This window comes from Rheinheimera texasensis DSM 17496 (assembly GCF_000711985.1).
Taxonomy (GTDB): Bacteria; Pseudomonadota; Gammaproteobacteria; order Enterobacterales; family Alteromonadaceae; genus Pararheinheimera; species Pararheinheimera texasensis.
Window position 1 is genome coordinate 779,869 of record NZ_KL544005.1, and the last position, 16,431, is coordinate 796,299.

Consider the following 16,431-nt stretch of genomic DNA (forward strand, 5'->3'; position numbering starts at 1 on the left):
ATTAACTTACCGAATGGTACATAAAGGCGCAAGTGTGCTTTTTCAAGTACGTCGCTGCTGACTTTTTTGATCAGTAGTGACAAATGTCACGCCAGGCTGATGACGCTCCGCCCTGTCTCAGTGTTTGCTGCATCCGCACAATAACCGCATCTACCAGACAGGAGTTATCCAGATGAGCGAACCCCTTATCCGCATCCATAAGCTTTGCCACAGCTATGGCAACACGCCGGTGTTGCGCCAACTCAGTGCCGACATGTCCGGCGGTGAAATTATTGCGGTACTGGGTGCAAACGGTGCCGGCAAAACCACGTTGATCCAGCTAATGCTGGGATTACTCAGCCAGCAACAAGGCGAGATTAAAATCCTCGGTCAGGCACCGGCACAAATCCGGCGCGATCCACAGCTAAGCGGTCAGCTCGGCGTGATGCTGCAACAAGCCAGCCTGCCGGGTCAGCTCACAGTGCTCGAGCAGTTGCGCCTGTTTAGCGCTTATTATCCGGCACCGCTCGATCTGCAGACCCTGATAGAACGTTTTGGCCTGCAGGGCTTTTTACAACAGCGCTGCAGCAGTTTATCCGGCGGTCAGCGGCAGTCCCTGCTGTTGGCACTGGCGTTGTTGGGCCAGCCAAAAATTCTGTTCCTTGATGAACCCACTGTCGGCATGGATGTACAGGCGCGCCAGCGCTTCTGGCAGTTAATCCGCGCAGCCCGGGCTGAAGGACTCTGTATCTTGTTGACCACCCATTACCTCGAAGAAGCCGATGCGCTGGCCGACCGCATTCTGCTGCTCAAAGACGGCCAGTTTATAGCCGACACCAGCCCGAGCGCCCTGAAAGCCGGTTTGAATCAGCGCCAGATCCGCTGTCACAGCAGCCTGCCGCTGGCCGCTCTGCAACAGTTACCCGGCGTCAGCAACGTCGTGGCTTTGGCCGGACAACAAGTGCAGATCAGCAGCAGTCAGGTAGAAAACTGTTTACGGCAATTGCTGCAACAAGACCCGCAGCTTTGTGATTTAACGGTCAGCGCCGCCAGTTTGGAACAAGCCTTTTTACAACTCACTCAAACCACAGCGGAGACACAACAATGAACAGTCCCTGGTTAAGTTTGTCGCAGCGCGTGGCGCTGTATAAAACCGAAGCGGAAATGGATTTAAAAACCTTATGGCGGACCCCGGGTTTTATCCTGCCATGCCTGGCCTTTCCGGTGCTGTTTTACCTGCTGTTTGGCGTGGTGTTATCCAAAGGTCAGCATGCGGAATATCTGCTGGTGTCTTATGCCGCGTTTGGCGTGATGGGGCCGGCACTGTTTAACTTTGGCGCCAATGTGGCAACAGAACGGGCACAAGGCTGGCTGACGCTGAAACAAATCTCGCCGGCGCCGATTGGCAGCTGGTTATTTGGCAAAACCCTGTCCTGCCTGCTGCTGGCACTGCTGATTATTTTGTTGTTGTTTGTCTGCGCGGGAGCAATTGCCGGGGTACGGCTTTACACCAGCCAATGGCTATCTCTGGCGCTGGTTTTATTGCTGGGCACTATCCCGTTTTGCCTGCTGGGCCTCACGCTTGGCTTAACCCTGTCAGCCAAATCAGCGCCAGCGACTATCAACCTGATTTATCTGCCGTTAGCGTTTTTGGGCGGCCTCTGGTTACCGCTGCAACTGTTGCCAACAGCCCTGCAACAGCTGGCGCTGGTGTTGCCGAGCTATCATCTGGGGCAACTCGGGTATGCGGTGATTGGCAAAGATCGCGGCGAACCCTGGTGGGTCAATGTGGCGGTTTTAGCCTTGTACAGCCTGGTGCTGCTGTGGCTGGCTGCCCGCCGGTTTCAGGCCCAAAGCCATGAACGACGCTAAGCGGAGCATTGCAGATGAAACTCAGTAAAAACAGCTGGCTGGGCTTGGCCGGCATCGCAATCCTTAGCACCTTTTTCCTGCTGTTGCCTGAGCCGCAACCGGTGCAGAACAGCTTTGTGCTGGGACCTGTCCGGGTGTTTGATGGCAAGCAACAGCTGCCCGAGCCGCAATACATCGAAGTGAGGCATGGGTTGATCCACAGCATCAGTGCACAGCGACCAGATCCGGACGCAGTTGTGATCGACAGCAGAAACCCTGACGGCAGCCCGCAGTGGCTGATGCCGGGGCTTATTGATGCCCATGTGCACAGCTGGGGTAACGCCCAGCAGCAACAACTGAGCTTTGGCGTGACCAGTGCTATTGATTTATTCAGTGCCGCCGCGCAGTTACCGCAATTGAAATCCAGTCGCGACAATATTCATCAGGCACAGCAGTCTGACCTGTGGAGCGCCGGCACGCTGGTCACAGCCCCCAAAGGCCATGGCACTGAATATGGCATGCAGATCCCAGTACTGCATTCGCCCGAAGAAGCCGAAGCTTTTGTCGCTGCCAGAAAAGCAGAAGGCTCTGATGTTATTAAAATTGTTTATCAGTCCGAGCGGGCGATTTATAAAAGTATGCCGTCGATTAGCCGCGAGAGCTTGCAGGCAGTGATATCTGCCGCGCACCGGCAACAACTCAAAGCCGTAGTGCATATTGCTGAACAGGCTTCTGCTTTAGACGCAGTGGAGGCCGGCGCTGATGGTCTGGTCCATAGCTTTTTTGATTCACGTATCAGCGACGCTTTATTGCAGGCACTGAAAAGCCGCGATGTGTTTGTGATCCCGACCATGACGGTCTACGAGGCGGCAGTGCGTGGCATGACAGCACGGCAGGTGCTGCTTGATAACACCGCGCTGGATTTGCCAATGGCCGCCCGTGCCGCCCTCGGTACCAGCCGCAACCCGCGTATTCCGGCCGCTTTATATCAGAACCTGATTGAGAATACCCGCGCCATGCATCAGGCCGGCGTCCGGCTACTGGCCGGCACTGACGCGCCCAATGCCGGGACTTATCATGGCCTCAGCATGCTGTTGGAACTGACACTGTTGCAGGAAGCCGGCTTGAGTTTCTTCGAGGCACTTTCCTGCGCCACAGCAATACCGGCCCAAGCCTTTGCTTTGCCGCAGCGCGGCCAGATTGCGGTCGGCTATCGGGCTGACTTTCTGCTGCTGCCTGCACTGAATCAACCCGCTGATTTGTTGTCTGCCCGCATCTATAAAAATGGCCAGCTGGTGACACTCAGCCGCAATCCGCCACAGCGCCCAGCCGTTAAAGCCGGTGCTTTGGCTGATTTCAGCCGCAGTGACAAGCCTTTGCAAGGCGCGGCTTTTGCCGCCAGCAGTGACCAGATGATGCAAGGCAAATCCAGCGCCAGCCTGACCCTGCAGCCGCAACAATCACCAGCCAGTTTGCGGGTCGACGGCAAGTTGGTGCCGGGCTTAGCCTATCCATGGGCCGGTGTGGCCTGGAGTGCAGCAGCCGATTATCAGCAAGGCCTTGATTTCAGTGCCATCAGCACTTTGCAGTTTCAGGTTCGTGGCAGCATCGGTACTTATCGTTTGCTCGCCTTCAGTGAGGGCAATCAACGTCCGGCCGAACTGACCTTCGATGTCACCGCAGACTGGCGAGCTGTACAGATCCCGCTGTCGCAACTGACCGGCATAGACGCAAGCCGGCTCAGTATGCTGGTCTGGAGCGCCAGCCCTACCCCGCAAGCGCAGGACTTTGTGCTGGAACTGGCGGAAGTCAGTTTGCTGAGCAACAGCGAGCAGTAAAACCCTCACCAGCCCGGCCGATGTCAGTGAAGCTGTCAGCCGGGGCCGGAAAAGTTTATGCTCCGCGCTTGGCGACCCCCTCGCCGGGCGCCGAATTCTGCTATCATAGCCGGCCATGCCTGATGTTCAGCGCTCGAGTAAGGCGAATTATGATCAACCATTTCCGTGTGTTAGGCGTCAAAGCCAGCGCCAGCGAAGATGAAATTAAAAAAGCCTATAAACGGCTGTCGAATAAATACCATCCGGACAAGCTACTAGGCTTGTCGGAAGACGAAAAAGCAGCGGCCGCGCAGACGCTGCATCAGGTCAAACAGTCGTATGAAGTACTGTCTGACCCTAAAGCCAAAGCGGCTTTTATCAAAGATTTTAACAATGTCATTGTCACAGACCCCGCCGCAGCGATGAAAGAGCTGTGGGACCAGTTCTATTGAGGACGTTATGACGAAGAAACTGAATATTCAAAAAATCAATCAGTTAAAAACTGATGCTTATGAGAACATCGATTCTTATAACGACCCGGACACCCCCAAAGCGCTGGAACAGTTCTGCGGCAAAATCAAAGCGATTTTACAGGCCGACCCGGAAATGCTCGAATCGGTGCCGGAATATCTGCCGGTTGCACTCTATGGCCGGGTCAAATTCAGCAAAGAAGCCAAATTAAAATGGGCCAAGTGGATCCAGACCGCGACGCTGCCGGCCTGGGACGAATTTAAGGTCACAGTGGCTTTTAATAACGCCGACCTGCCGCTGGTAAAAACCGTGCGTGATTATTCCGAAACGCTGCTGATTGAGTCCTGCGCGGTGTTGTATCTGCTGGAACAACAAGGCAAAGCGCCGGCACGCAGCCGAAGCGCCAGCAGCGAAGATCACGACGACGAACCATCTTACGACGAAGATGACGACGAGATGCGTGACGAAGCCGAAGACGATTACAACGGCAGAGACGACGATGATGAAGACGAAGAAGGCTACGATGATGCCTTTGACGATATCCGCTTTAAAGGAGAAGGCCGCTGATGAATCAACTGATTGAAATTACTGTGGCCGAGATCAAAGAGCTGGCCATTGTCGAACCGAAACAGGCCAGCAAAAAATTTGAGCTGATTGCCAATGAAATGTCTGACGAGCAGCTGGTCGAAGTCATTGAACAGATTGATATTGTTACGCTGACACAAATCAACAGCCAGCACGATATCTCCTTCCCTTCGATTATTTCTGAGCTGATGACACCGGAAAAAATCCGCGACATCGTTTGCCAACAGCCGCTGTACTGGGAAGAGAAAATCAAAAACAACGCCGAAGAGCTGAAACAGCACACTTTTGATTTCCTGACCTACCTCATTCGTACGCAGGACACCGAAGAAAAACAAGCCGAGATCCTCGAATGTATCGCCGAAGATCCGGCCGGCCTGTTTTATCTGTCGATTCCGTTTATTGAACTATATCGCGGCGAAGTGGTTGAAGATGAAGACTTTTATCAGGATATCCTGCATGAAGAAGAGCAGGACCTGGAAGAAGCTGTCAGCTACACCGAACGTCATCTGAACGAAGAAGTGCACGGCCTGGGTTTTGACGACCCACGCAGTTTGCTGGCGTTGATCCGACAGCTGACACCACAAGTCGAACAGTCGATTAAAGCCTTAGTGCGGAACGAAAATTCCGGTTGGGAAGGCATTATCAGCAAGTTTGCCACTGAACTGGTGATGCAGGCCAAAGAGAAGAACCAGGGCAGCGACGAATACGCTGAAGTAGACGAAATGTTCAGTTTCCTCGATTAAGGACTGCCGGATGCAATTAGTCGTACGTGATCAGGCACAAGGCCCGTTTCTGAGCAAAGTGCTGAACTTTGGCAAGGAGCAACAGTTATTATCTGCTGCCGATATGGCTGCGCTGAAAAGCAAAGCGGTGTTGATGAGCCTGAAGTTCGCTGACAAGTTTTACAACAAATACAAAATGCATTTGCTGGAGCAAGCGGCGCACGATGTGGTCGGTGTAGTGAGCCTTGGCCTTGCCGAATTATCCGGCCATGATCTGCAACGCGCACTGGGGTTATTGCAAGGTGCGGACGGTGTGATGAAACCGTTCCAGAAAGGCTGGAGCATGCTGGTGACAGTGAGCCCGAAACAGCAAAACCGTAAATCGCTGTATGGCGATGTTGATGAGCAACTGCTCAGTGATATCTCCAGCCCGCCGGACGCCGAAGAATGGCACGGCTGGCAGCTGTATCAGCAGGCGCTGCTCGAATCAAACCGCCGCAATGCCATTCACCTGCTGAAACAACAGTTTTTTCAGCAAACACAAGTAGACCCTTTTGAGCATTTTAATCTCGAAGGCATGCTGGCCGAAGTGGTGATTTACCGCGTCATTTGCGGCCATGGCAAAGTCAAACAAGACCTGAAACAACGCATCCGCCAGACCGAGATGCAAGAGCGCTGGTTCAGCACCGATTATCTGCAACTGCAGACCGAAGCGGCGCTGGCCGAATTACCTGCCGGTATTGCCGACGCTATCCGCGCCGATATTGGGCAGAACTTTGCACCCGCCATGTTGAAAACGCTGCAGTTTGCAGTGAAATACCGCGAAAAAGCGCTGGCACAGGCCTCGCCGGAACAGCTGGATGCCTTTGAACATAAACAAGGCATGCAAAACCCGCTGTTAGGCTGGCCGCAATATATTGAGATGTAAAACCGACGCTCTGAGTGCACAAACCGCACTCAGGGCTTCGGCGCCAGCAACACCTGATTACGGCCGGTTGTTTTGGCCAGATATAAGGTTTTATCTGCCGCATCCAGTGCCGCCTGCGCAGAACTGAAATCATTGCTGCCGGCCACACCGGCACTAAAAGTGACCGAAAACATCTGCTTATCTTCGCTAAAAGCAATCTGGCCAAACTGCGTCAGGATCTGCTGCATCACCTGCAACGCGGCCGTTGGCTCAGTATCTGGCATCAGCACTAAAAACTCTTCGCCGCCATAACGGCCGATAGCGTCACTTTTGCGCAGCCGCTGCTGTAACAGTTGTGACAACGACACAATCACCCGGTCGCCCACCGCATGGCCGAAACGGTCATTCACCGACTTAAATTCGTCGATATCCAGCATAATCAAACTGCAATGTTGTTGTTTACGGCCGGCCAGCACAAACAACTGCTGAGCCAGTTCCTGAATATAACCATGGTTATGCAGACGGGTCAGACTGTCCTGCTTCATCAGCTGGCGCAGCTGGCGACCACGCCGGACCCGGGCATTGAGTTGTGCCAGTAACGAGTCGCTGCTGATATTTTTTGGGATCACATCGTCAGAGCCAAGCTCGACCAAATCATCTTTGATCAGGCTGCTTTGCTCGGCTGTCATAAACAGAATAGGCACAGCTTCATATTGCGGGATCTGGCGCAGCATGCGCCCGAGTTCAGCGCCGTTATAATCCGGCAGGTGGTAATCAAGGATAAACAAATCCGGATTAAAAGCATCCAGCGCCTGAAGCAAATCGGCCGGGTGCATTACGCCACGAAATTCAAAACCGTCGTGTTCCAGCAGCACTTTGTAATAATTCAGCACCGGCTCCTGATCGTCGACCATCAGGATGCGATAGGGTCTTTCGTTTTCCAGGTCGAGCAAATAGCGGATTTTTGCTACCAACTCATTGATTTTTGGTGGTTTATTAAAAAACGCCGCCGCCTGATGCCTCACCGCCAGCATCCGCACTGCAAAGTTGTTTTCGCTGGTCATGATAATGGCTTTGCTGCCGAGCCGGTGCAAGACACTGACCAGCTCAAACACCTGCTGACGCGTGCTATCCGGCAAATTTAAATCGATGATGGCAATCACCGGGGTTTGCGCCAGCAGATATTGTTCGGCTTCGCTGAAGGTTTTCACCCAATCCACAGCGAAACCGAACTCGGACAAATTGGTTTTCAATACATAACCATGACTTTCGCTATCTTCTAACAGCAGCACACGGTCGACCAGTGCGCGTTGCGGGGGCATGCTCACGGTAATATGTGGTGTCGAAATGGGGGTAGTCGTCGCAGGCGTTGCGGCGCTGACTGCTCCGCCGGCAGTTAACGGTTCCAGACTCAATGCAATGGCCTGCTCCAGTTGCAGTATCGCCAGCTGCAGTTTGACCTGAGCAGCGGCAAAACGCGGGGCATCGGCTGCCTCCTGCTGCAAAATATTCAGAAAATCAGCTGCTGCATCAGAGACTTGTGGCAAACCAAAAGTCCCGCCTGAACCTTTCATCACATGCAGCCGATTGACCAGCTCATGGTTGCCGTAACTGCTCCAGCGTAGCTGCAGCTTCCGAAAAATATCCATAATCTGGCTGAATTGCTGCGGCAACCGCACACGATATTGCTGTGACAGCTGCGCAATTTTGGCCTTTAACTCATCTGACATAAAACTTTATCCGGCCGGCATTCTGATTGACGCAGCCTGATGCAATGCTGCGCCTCACTTTTTAGCTTATCAGTCAGTGTGAAAGACTTAAGCGACAGCGTCAACCATAGCGATATCAGCAGCATGCTGTGCAGAACCCATAGTCGCGAGCGGACTCACGGCGGTGACGCCATTACGGCAACTTTTTGCCGCCACTGGCTGAAAAACCAACAAAGCTTTGATACACTCAAAAGGTTTTTCGCCATCAGCAGGAGACCAGCATGGTCAGCGCAATTTCCGGCAGTTCTCAGGCCATCAGCCAGACGCAACAAAGCACGAATACCTCCGCGACATCAGCCACGCAGGCGACTCAGGCGAAGACCAGCCCCACGGAAAACAGTGGTACCAAAACCACCCGCAGCACTGACGCCGAACGCTACACCGCAGTGCAACAAAGCCTGGCCAACAGCAAAACTGCCATTGGCGCCGCCAGCACCGCCAATAAAGAAATTGATGGCCAGCTCAAACAAGTCCGCGAAATCGCCACCAAATTAGCTGACGACAAAATCACCGGCAAAGATCGGGAAAAACTGCAGGCAGACTACACCAAAGCCCGCGACAGCATCATCGCCAGCCAGGACAAAGCCACAGTCAAATCCGGTTCAGGCAATAATACCAGCAAAACCAATTTGTTAACCGACAGCAAAAACCAGACGGTTTCGACCAATACCCGCGGTGGCGAACTGGAAGTTGCCAGCAGCAAATCCGCCAAAGCACTGGGCCTGCCTGAAAAAATTGGTTCAGCAGCCGAAGCCAAAGCACTGCTCAGCGGCGATGATAAAAAAGCAGGTTCACTGGCCAATGCCGAAAAGGCTACCCAGGACACCACAGCACGGCTGAAAAAAGCCGACGCCGACGTCAGCAAACGCCTGGAAACCGCCAGTCTGGCCGCCAAAGCAGCGCAGCGGCTGGAAAGCGCAAAAAGTGGCAACAGCCGGACTTTGTCGGCGGATGAAGAAGAAAAACGCAGCCAGGCGCTGGAACAGGCCAAACAGGCGCGTGAGCAAATCAAATCACAGTTTGGCGGCTTGTCACAAAACAGCGGCAATAAAAACGTCAATTCACTGTCGGCGTTATTCAGCTAAACACAATCAGCCCACCTGAGGTGCAGCGGTCGGGTGGCCTGCTGCACTGGTTGACCGGTCCCCATTCCCGTCCGGTACAAACGCATAAGAAGTGTTCCCATGAACAAAGCCATACAACTCTATCAACAAACCCGTCAACTAACGCCCCAGAGTAAACAGCTCGATGCACAGGTGCTGGCGCAAATCTGTTTTGCGCTGGAACGCGCGATGGACAGCCACGACGCCTTTGCCCTCAATCAGGTCTGTGGTGACTGCCGACTGGTTTGGGTGACGATCCGCGGCCTGATGCTGGATGAACAGCATCCCTATCCGCAAGCGTTAAAACAAAGCCTGCTGCAACTGGCCGAAACCGTGCTGAACGAACTACAACAAGACCCGGCTGAGGCCGATTTACCGCTGGTGTTACAAATCAGCCAGGAGCTGGTGACAGGCCTGACGAGCTGATCTCACTGCATAGCGCGTCGCTGAACCGCCCACAGAGTCACCCCATCGATTTGCCACTTGGCCCGGCACGCCAGACCCGGTAAATTGAACCCAAAGGGTCAGCCGGGGGTCAGAAGCCCTAATCCCCCAACCGCGATGTTATGGTTTTTTCTGAGGCTTCCTGCAATTGTTACGACGTCAATTTTTAGGCTTATGCAGTGCCGTGCCGGCACTATCCGCACTCAGCGGCTGTAGTCAGCCGCTGCCACAAATCCAGTCTGTCGCACCGCAGCCCTCTGCCGAAGACTGGCTGACGCTGCAGCAACAGTTACAAGGTGAATTACTATTTTCGCAGCACGCTGAATTCCAATGGCGCGGTCGCGCCGCCAACAGCCGTTATGACCATAAAATCCCGGCACTGATAGCCCGGCCGGCCAGCAGCCTGGATGTGCAGCAACTGGTGCGTTTTATCGCCCGCTTTGCGCTGCCATTTACCATCCGCAGCGGAGGCCATAGTTATACCGGTTTATCGTCCACCTCCGGCGTGTTAATTGATCTCGGCGCCATGAACCAAATCAGCCTGAGCCAGGACATCGCCAGCATCGGCGCCGGCGCGACACTGGGCAATGTTTATGCTGCCCTTGGCCAATGGCAACGCTCCATTCCCGCCGGCAGCTGCGCTGGTGTTGGTATTGCCGGACTGGTACAAGGCGGTGGTCTTGGCATTGCCGACAGGCTATACGGCCTGACCTGCGACGCTTTGTTGGAAGCTGAAATCGTCACCGCTGACGGTGAGATCCGCCGCTGTAACAATAGCGAAAACAGCGATTTGTTCTGGGCGATACGCGGCGGTGGTGGTGGCCAGTTTGGTATTTTAACCCAACTGAAAATGCAGACTTTTGCCAGCGCGCCGGTACGCAACTACATCGGCCGTTACCCACTGAAAGATGGCGAGCTGGTACTGCAGGAATGGCAACGCTGGGCGGCCCAACTGCCGGATACGGTCTGGACCCAGCTGGCGATTTGGGTCAACGGCAACAGCAAAAAAGCGCCGGAAATTCAAATCCGTTGCTGTGGTATTGGCCATCAGGCTGATGTCACAACCGCCTGGCAACAGCTGGAAAACCGCCTCAGCAGTTTGTGGGGTGAAGTCGATATGCAAGACCACCAGTATCTGGATTTTATGCTGAGCGACTGCAGAGGCCTCGACACCAACCAATGTAAGTTACCGACCCAACATGAAGCCGGCCAGCTCAAACGAGTGGCAATGGCCGGCAGTTCTGACATGTTTTACAAAGCGATGGATCAGGCCGGTTGCCGTACTTTGTTGACCGCGCTGCGCCGTCGCGCCAGTCAGAATCAGACCGGCGCTGTACTGCTGACACTAATGGGCGGCGCTATCGCTGACAAACCGGGTGATTTCAACGCCTTTGCCCACCGTCAGGCGCTGTTCAGTGCACAGTATCTGACCATTCATCCCGAACACAGCCCGGAATCACTGCTAGCGCAAAGTGCCGACTGGTGCCATCAGATGCGGTATCAGATGCGACGCTGGAGTAGTGGCGGCGCTTATCTGAACTATACCGATGCGCTGATGAAACACCCGGCCAAGGCCTATTACGCCAGCCATTATGCCCGGCTGCAGCAGATTAAACGACGCTACGACCCACAAAGCTTGTTCCGCCAGCCGCAAGGGATTAAAGTCTGATTTGTGATTTTTTAACACTTTTATGGGGTTAATCTGTGCAAAACAAACTGAACACCGCGTTACTTGTCCTGCTGTTGAGCGCCTGCAGCAACCCCCCCGCTCCACTGGCTACAGCCGCCAACAGCATCAGTAACAGCGAAGCCAGTGCCACCGACAGCCAGATCTTTGTGCCGGCCGGCACTTTTCACGCTGAAGTGGAAGGCCCGGACACCGACAGCGCCGGCAATCTGTATGCAGTGAATTTTGGCGGCCCCGGCGATGAGCACAAAGGCAGCATCGGCAAAGTTACGCCGGACGGCAAAGCCAGTCTGTACTTACGTTTACCAACCGGCAGCACGGGCAATGGCATTCAAATCGACGCAAACGGCGTGATGTGGATTGCCGACTATACCGGCCATCAGATCTGGCGCTACGCCGGCGGCACCTTAACTTCCTTTGTGTTTGAACCGCGGATGCATCAGCCCAATGATTTAGCCCTAACCGAAGCGGGTGTGATTTTCGCCAGCGATCCGGACTGGAAAAACCGCACAGGCCAGCTGTGGCGCATCAGTGCCGACGGCAAAGCGCGGTTGATTGACCAGACCGGCACCAGCAATGGCGTGGAAGTCAGCCCGGACCAGCGCTGGCTTTATGTCAATGAAAGCGCGCAGCGTCAAGTCTGGGCCTACCCGCTCAATGACCAGCTGGAACCTGGCGCGAAAAAGCTGCTGATCGAATTTGCCGATTTTGGCCTCGACGGCATGCGCTGTGATAGTCAGGGCAATCTGTATATCGCCCGTTATGGCAAAGGCACTGTGCTGAAACTAAACCCGCAAGGCGTTGTATTAAAAGAATTTACACTCAGCGGCAAGTTCCCAACCAATGTCGCACTGTCACCGGACGAACACTGGTTGTATGTCACTATGCAACGGGATGGCAGCATCGAAAAGATTGCGTTGCGCTGATTTGCCACAATAAATCTCAACAGCCTTTTATCCGGCATTGTTGCCTTTTGTCACGCTGCAATGCCGAACTTCACATCTTTATCACCTGTTGCTTCCGCTCATTTTACTCTGCACTCAGTAACTCCACTTTGTGAACCATAACAAGGAAGACTGAGATGACAGACCCGGTAATCAGCACGCCAACCGCAGCAACTACATCGGCAAATATCGCAACACCCGGCTTTTTCAGCCAAATCCTGAATACTTTATTAAACCCATCCGCAGCGATGGCGACAGTGCCGCAGCAATCCGGCCGCCATCTGTGGCTGCTGGCTATTCAGGTGTTGCTGACGACAGCCATCATCTATTGGTTTTATGCCGGCATGAGCCCGGCCTGGCTGGTCGAGCAACAAATCTTACATGCCGGTGAATTGACCCCGGCCGAAACCGAACAAATCCGCGCGGCGATGGCCGGTATGGCCGGTGCGACGCCGATCATCGGTGCAGTGTCTGTGGCGGTGGGCAGTGTGGCCTTTGTCGCGATTTGTGCCGGTTATCTGCTGCTGACCGGCACCCTGCAAAAAGCGCTGAATTATGGCCAGTGGTTTGCGTTAGTGGTCTGGAGCCAGTTGCCGGCGCTGCTCAATATCCTTGGCCTTGCCGTGCTGGTGCTGCTCTCTGACAGCCCGGACCAGCCACTGATGCTGGTGAACTACGCCTCCCTCAATCAACTGGTGCTGGATTTACCGGTCGGCCATGCGCTGTATACCTGGGCCGAAAGCATCAACGTGTTTTTAGTCTGGCAACTGTGGATTTTATTCGCCGGCCTGCAAAGCGCAGCAGCATTCAGTGCAAAGCGTGCAGCTATCGTGGTGGGTACGCCAGTGCTGCTGATTTTTGGTCTGTGGGCTCTGGTGGCCTGAGGACATTTATATGAATGAACCGACTGTTTCTGCGACAGCAGCAACCACGCCCTGGCGCCGGCTGCTGATCGCTGCGGTGATTCTGGCAACAATTGCCGGTGTCACAACGTACCGTAAACAAACCCAGGCGCTGGATGTACAGGTCAGCGCCGTGACCAAAGGTGATTTGACTGACAGCATTCTGGCGTCCGGCAATCTGGTGTACCGCACCCAGGTCGCCCTGCGCTCAGAACTGATGGCCAGAGTCGATGCGGTGTTTGTGCAGGAAGGCGACAAAGTCGAGGCCGGTCAACTGCTGCTACAGCTCGACCCGCAAAGCTACAGTGCCAGTCTGGAGCAGGCCCGCGCCCAGACCGCACGGGCCCGCACCGACATTCAGATGGCGAACACCAGATTGAAAAACGTCGAACGGCAGTTAAAACGCCAGCAGCAGCTGGCGAGCAAAGGCCTGATCCAGCAGGAGTTGCTGGATAATTTGCAAAGCGAAAAGCAGCTGGCGTTATTGCAGCAACAAGCCGCAGAGCAACAACTGGCACAAAGCCTCGCCGCGGAAAAACAAGCGGCGGATTTACTGGCAAAAACCGAACTGCGCTCGCCCATCGGCGGCGTAATCGTCGCGGTGGATGTCAAAGCCGGCGAAACCGTGATCCCGGGCAGCGCGCAGATGATGGGCAGCGACCTGATGACCATCGCTGACACCAGCGCATTACTGGCCGAATTGCGGCTGGATGAAGCCGATGTGCACAGCGTGTTTGTCGGTCAGCAGGTGAAAGTATTTGCCGCAGCAGCACCAGATCAGGCGCTTGATGGCAAAGTGCAAAGCATCAGCAGCAGCGCCCGTCAGCTTGGTCAGAGTCAGGCTCTGGCTTTTAAGGTCAAAGTGTTGCTGGAAAATGCTGAAGAAGCGCTTTATCCGGGCATGAGCTGTCGCGCTGAACTGCAAACCGCAGCGCTGTCGCAGGTCTGGTCGGTGCCAGTGTCGGCGCTGCAAGCTACGCCAGCAACTTCGGCAGAAAAAAGTGTGACTGCCAGCAACAACAGCCGGCAGGTCTGGCTGGTTCGGGACGGCCGGGCTTATCCGCAAACAGTGGAAGTGGGCCTTGCCACCGACACGGCGCAGCAAATCAGCCAGGGGCTGACTGGCACTGAACAGGTGATCACCGGGCCGGCACGGATTTTTGCCAGTCTGAAGGAAGGTGCCAAAGTACGGTTTGACCCGCCAACTACGGGAGCCAAACCATGATGACGGCCGCAATTCCGCCTGTAACTGAACCGCCAGTCATTGAACTGCGCGGCATCAGTAAACACTATGAAATGGCCGGCGAAACCTTCACAGCGCTGGCTGATATTCAGCTCAAAGTCGAGCGCAATGATTATGTCGCACTGATTGGCCCCAGCGGCTCTGGCAAATCGACGCTGCTGAATATGCTGGGTTGTCTCGACACGCCGGATCAAGGCGATTATCTGCTCTGTGGTCAGCCGGTGGCGAGCCTGGATGAAACTGCGTTAGCACAGGTCAGAAATCAGCAGATTGGTTTTATTTTTCAAAGCTTTAACTTATTACCGCGCCTAACCGCGCTGCAAAATGTGATGCAGCCACTTTTGTACCGGGTGATGAGCAAAACTGAGCGACTCAGCCGCGCCATAGCAGTGCTGGAGCGGGTTGGCCTTGCCGACAAAGCGCAGCATCTGCCGAGTCAGCTCTCCGGCGGGCAGCGCCAGCGCGTGGCCATAGCACGGGCTTTGGTGACAGAGCCGGCCGTGCTGCTTGGTGACGAGCCGACCGGCAACCTCGACAGCAAAACCACCGCCAGCATTATGGCGCTGTTTGATGAATTACACGCGCAGGGTCAGACCATTATTCTGGTGACCCATGAACAGGATATCGCCGACCATTGCCGCCGCGTGGTGCGGTTAGTGGATGGCCGGATTGTGGCGGACCGGCAACAGCTGCAAGGCCACAGCGCACTCGCGGTTTAAACACTCAGCGCTAAAGAACGGACAAGGAGTTGAAAATGTTAGCTTTCTGGCAAATGTTCAGTCAGTGCGCGCAAAGTGCGGTGTTATCGATCCGGCTGCATTTACTGCGCAGCGGCCTGACCACGCTCGGTATTATTATCGGTGTGGCGGCTGTCATTAGCGTGGTCGCCATTATGCAGGGCTTAAGCGCCGGTATTCGCGGCCAGCTCGATGATTTAGGTTCTGATATGACCACCCTGCGCGCATTTACCACGCCGGACCAGGAACTGCTGGGTTTTCGCAATAAACTCACCGACAGTGATTACGACGCCTTATTGAATAAAATCAGCGACTTTGAGCAAATCACTGTAGCGATGCCGGCTTTTAGTATGGGGCTCAGTGTCAGTTATGGCCGCAGCAGCAGCCAAAGCCAGCTGATTGGCGCGGCGCCGAATTACCAGCATGTGATTCGGATTTACCCGCAGCTCGGCCGCTTTATCCTGCCGCAGGATGACGAACGCCGCCGCCGGGTGGCGTTTATCGGCCCATCACTGATTAACAAACTGCAGCTGCCGGCCAATCCGGTCGGCGAATTTGTGCTGATCTCCGGCGACTGGTTCCGCATTATCGGTGTCGGCGAAAAACGCGGCAGCCTGTTTGGGTTTGACCAGGACAACTACATCATCACGCCATTTCAGACCGCTAAAGCGCTGAATGGCCCGGACCAGTTGCAGGTTGAAATCAGCTATCGCGCCAAAGCCGGCGTCGATGAACAGCTGCTGCAGCAGCAAATCCGCAACGTGCTTCGCACCAAACGCGGCCTCGCCAGCGATGCGGCCGACCCTTTTGAATTTATCACCGCCGAGAAAATGAAAAGCCAGTTTAACCAAGTACTGAATTCCGTCACGCTGGTGGCAGCTGGTGTGGTTGGCATCAGTTTGCTGGTCGGTGGCATTGGCGTGATGAATATCATGCTGGTGTCGGTGACAGAACGCACCCGCGAAATCGGCATCGTCAAAGCGCTGGGCGCGACACCGCAGGTGATTTTGCTGCAGTTTTTACTCGAAGCCGTGCTGCTGAGTTTATTTGGTGGTTTGCTTGGTTTGTTGCTCGGTTATGGCGTCGCAGCTTTGCTTGGTGCGTTAATTCCGGGCCTCGCAGATGCCATGGTACCGCTGTGGGCGGTGTTGTTATCGCTGGGCTTTACCACTTTTATCGGCGTGGTATTTGGCCTGATGCCGGCGGTGAAGGCTGCCAGACTTGCACCTATTGATGCGCTGCGGTATGAATAAGCCGTTGAAATTTATCA

General features: G+C 54.6%; 16 protein-coding genes. 15 read left to right on the forward strand and 1 reads right to left on the reverse strand.

What is annotated here, in order from left to right:
- Nucleotides 1-172 precede the first annotated feature (172 nt).
- The 7 genes from Q399_RS0113960 to atcC all read left to right on the forward strand — a co-directional run bounded on the left by Q399_RS0113960 (nucleotide 173) and on the right by atcC (nucleotide 6,353).
- Nucleotides 173-1,087 carry an ABC transporter ATP-binding protein gene (locus Q399_RS0113960; RefSeq protein ID WP_031569423.1) on the forward strand — a complete coding sequence of 305 codons (915 nt, stop codon included), beginning with the start codon at nucleotides 173-175 and terminating at the stop codon, nucleotides 1,085-1,087.
- Nucleotides 1,084-1,851 (forward strand): ABC transporter permease, encoded by a 768-nt coding sequence (locus tag Q399_RS0113965; protein WP_031569424.1) that lies wholly within the window; start codon nucleotides 1,084-1,086, stop codon nucleotides 1,849-1,851. Before Q399_RS0113960 ends, Q399_RS0113965 begins: the two co-directional genes overlap by 4 nt.
- A gap of 14 nt (nucleotides 1,852-1,865) precedes the next feature.
- Entirely contained in the window at nucleotides 1,866-3,668 is a 1,803-nt protein-coding gene (locus Q399_RS0113970) for an amidohydrolase family protein (protein ID WP_051686003.1), read from the forward strand.
- A 149-nt stretch (nucleotides 3,669-3,817) separates the two neighbouring features.
- A complete protein-coding gene (atcJ, locus tag Q399_RS0113975) occupies nucleotides 3,818-4,099 on the forward strand; it encodes a cold adaptation protein ActJcold adaptation protein ActJ (protein ID WP_031569426.1) in 282 nt (93 codons plus the stop codon).
- Between the two features lie 7 nt (nucleotides 4,100-4,106).
- A complete protein-coding gene (gene atcA / locus Q399_RS0113980) occupies nucleotides 4,107-4,685 on the forward strand; it encodes a cold adaptation protein AtcA (RefSeq protein ID WP_031569427.1) in 579 nt (192 codons plus the stop codon).
- Nucleotides 4,685-5,446: a cold adaptation protein AtcB gene (gene atcB, locus Q399_RS0113985; protein ID WP_031569428.1), complete on the forward strand. Its 762-nt coding sequence runs from the start codon at nucleotides 4,685-4,687 to the stop codon at nucleotides 5,444-5,446. The genes atcA and atcB overlap by 1 nt, the downstream gene beginning before the upstream one ends.
- A gap of 10 nt (nucleotides 5,447-5,456) precedes the next feature.
- Nucleotides 5,457-6,353 carry a cold adaptation protein AtcC gene (gene atcC / locus Q399_RS0113990; RefSeq protein WP_031569430.1) on the forward strand — a complete coding sequence of 299 codons (897 nt, stop codon included), beginning with the start codon at nucleotides 5,457-5,459 and terminating at the stop codon, nucleotides 6,351-6,353.
- A 29-nt stretch (nucleotides 6,354-6,382) separates the two neighbouring features.
- Here atcC and Q399_RS0113995 read toward each other — a convergent pair whose 3' ends face one another.
- Nucleotides 6,383-8,062 carry a GGDEF domain-containing response regulator gene (locus Q399_RS0113995; RefSeq protein WP_031569432.1) on the reverse strand — a complete coding sequence of 560 codons (1,680 nt, stop codon included), beginning with the start codon at nucleotides 8,060-8,062 and terminating at the stop codon, nucleotides 6,383-6,385.
- A gap of 260 nt (nucleotides 8,063-8,322) precedes the next feature.
- On the opposite strand from Q399_RS0113995, the gene Q399_RS0114000 reads away from it, so the two are divergent.
- The 8 genes from Q399_RS0114000 (at nucleotide 8,323) to Q399_RS0114035 (ending at nucleotide 16,414) form a co-directional block, all read left to right on the forward strand.
- Entirely contained in the window at nucleotides 8,323-9,186 is an 864-nt protein-coding gene (locus Q399_RS0114000; protein WP_031569433.1) for a hypothetical protein, read from the forward strand.
- A 99-nt stretch (nucleotides 9,187-9,285) separates the two neighbouring features.
- Nucleotides 9,286-9,630, forward strand: coding sequence for a flagellar biosynthesis regulator FlaF (locus Q399_RS0114005; RefSeq protein ID WP_031569434.1), 345 nt, complete (start codon nucleotides 9,286-9,288; stop codon nucleotides 9,628-9,630).
- Nucleotides 9,631-9,796: 166 nt separating this feature from the next.
- Nucleotides 9,797-11,317 (forward strand): FAD-binding oxidoreductase, encoded by a 1,521-nt coding sequence (locus Q399_RS0114010; RefSeq protein WP_084164346.1) that lies wholly within the window; start codon nucleotides 9,797-9,799, stop codon nucleotides 11,315-11,317.
- 35 nt (nucleotides 11,318-11,352) lie between these two features.
- Complete coding sequence (locus tag Q399_RS0114015) at nucleotides 11,353-12,261, forward strand: SMP-30/gluconolactonase/LRE family protein (protein WP_031569438.1); 909 nt, start codon at nucleotides 11,353-11,355, stop codon at nucleotides 12,259-12,261.
- A 155-nt stretch (nucleotides 12,262-12,416) separates the two neighbouring features.
- A complete protein-coding gene (locus Q399_RS0114020) occupies nucleotides 12,417-13,163 on the forward strand; it encodes a YIP1 family protein (protein ID WP_031569440.1) in 747 nt (248 codons plus the stop codon).
- A 10-nt stretch (nucleotides 13,164-13,173) separates the two neighbouring features.
- Nucleotides 13,174-14,406 carry an efflux RND transporter periplasmic adaptor subunit gene (locus tag Q399_RS0114025; protein WP_051686004.1) on the forward strand — a complete coding sequence of 411 codons (1,233 nt, stop codon included), beginning with the start codon at nucleotides 13,174-13,176 and terminating at the stop codon, nucleotides 14,404-14,406.
- Entirely contained in the window at nucleotides 14,403-15,143 is a 741-nt protein-coding gene (locus Q399_RS0114030; RefSeq protein ID WP_245612893.1) for an ABC transporter ATP-binding protein, read from the forward strand. Before Q399_RS0114025 ends, Q399_RS0114030 begins: the two co-directional genes overlap by 4 nt.
- Before the next feature lie 35 nt (nucleotides 15,144-15,178).
- Nucleotides 15,179-16,414, forward strand: coding sequence for an ABC transporter permease (locus tag Q399_RS0114035; RefSeq protein WP_051686005.1), 1,236 nt, complete (start codon nucleotides 15,179-15,181; stop codon nucleotides 16,412-16,414).
- Nucleotides 16,415-16,431 lie beyond the last annotated feature (17 nt).

Coding starts and splice junctions, on each gene's coding strand:
- Q399_RS0114035 (WP_051686005.1), top strand. CDS start 15,179: ATGTTAGCTTTCTGGCAAATGTTCAGTCAGTGCGCGCAAAGTGCGGTG.
- Q399_RS0113995 (WP_031569432.1), bottom strand. CDS start 8,062: ATGTCAGATGAGTTAAAGGCCAAAATTGCGCAGCTGTCACAGCAATAT.
- atcA (WP_031569427.1), top strand. CDS start 4,107: ATGACGAAGAAACTGAATATTCAAAAAATCAATCAGTTAAAAACTGAT.
- Q399_RS0114020 (WP_031569440.1), top strand. CDS start 12,417: ATGACAGACCCGGTAATCAGCACGCCAACCGCAGCAACTACATCGGCA.
- Q399_RS0114025 (WP_051686004.1), top strand. CDS start 13,174: ATGAATGAACCGACTGTTTCTGCGACAGCAGCAACCACGCCCTGGCGC.
- atcJ (WP_031569426.1), top strand. CDS start 3,818: ATGATCAACCATTTCCGTGTGTTAGGCGTCAAAGCCAGCGCCAGCGAA.
- Q399_RS0114030 (WP_245612893.1), top strand. CDS start 14,403: ATGATGACGGCCGCAATTCCGCCTGTAACTGAACCGCCAGTCATTGAA.
- Q399_RS0114000 (WP_031569433.1), top strand. CDS start 8,323: ATGGTCAGCGCAATTTCCGGCAGTTCTCAGGCCATCAGCCAGACGCAA.
- Q399_RS0114005 (WP_031569434.1), top strand. CDS start 9,286: ATGAACAAAGCCATACAACTCTATCAACAAACCCGTCAACTAACGCCC.
- atcC (WP_031569430.1), top strand. CDS start 5,457: ATGCAATTAGTCGTACGTGATCAGGCACAAGGCCCGTTTCTGAGCAAA.
- Q399_RS0113965 (WP_031569424.1), top strand. CDS start 1,084: ATGAACAGTCCCTGGTTAAGTTTGTCGCAGCGCGTGGCGCTGTATAAA.
- Q399_RS0113960 (WP_031569423.1), top strand. CDS start 173: ATGAGCGAACCCCTTATCCGCATCCATAAGCTTTGCCACAGCTATGGC.
- atcB (WP_031569428.1), top strand. CDS start 4,685: ATGAATCAACTGATTGAAATTACTGTGGCCGAGATCAAAGAGCTGGCC.
- Q399_RS0113970 (WP_051686003.1), top strand. CDS start 1,866: ATGAAACTCAGTAAAAACAGCTGGCTGGGCTTGGCCGGCATCGCAATC.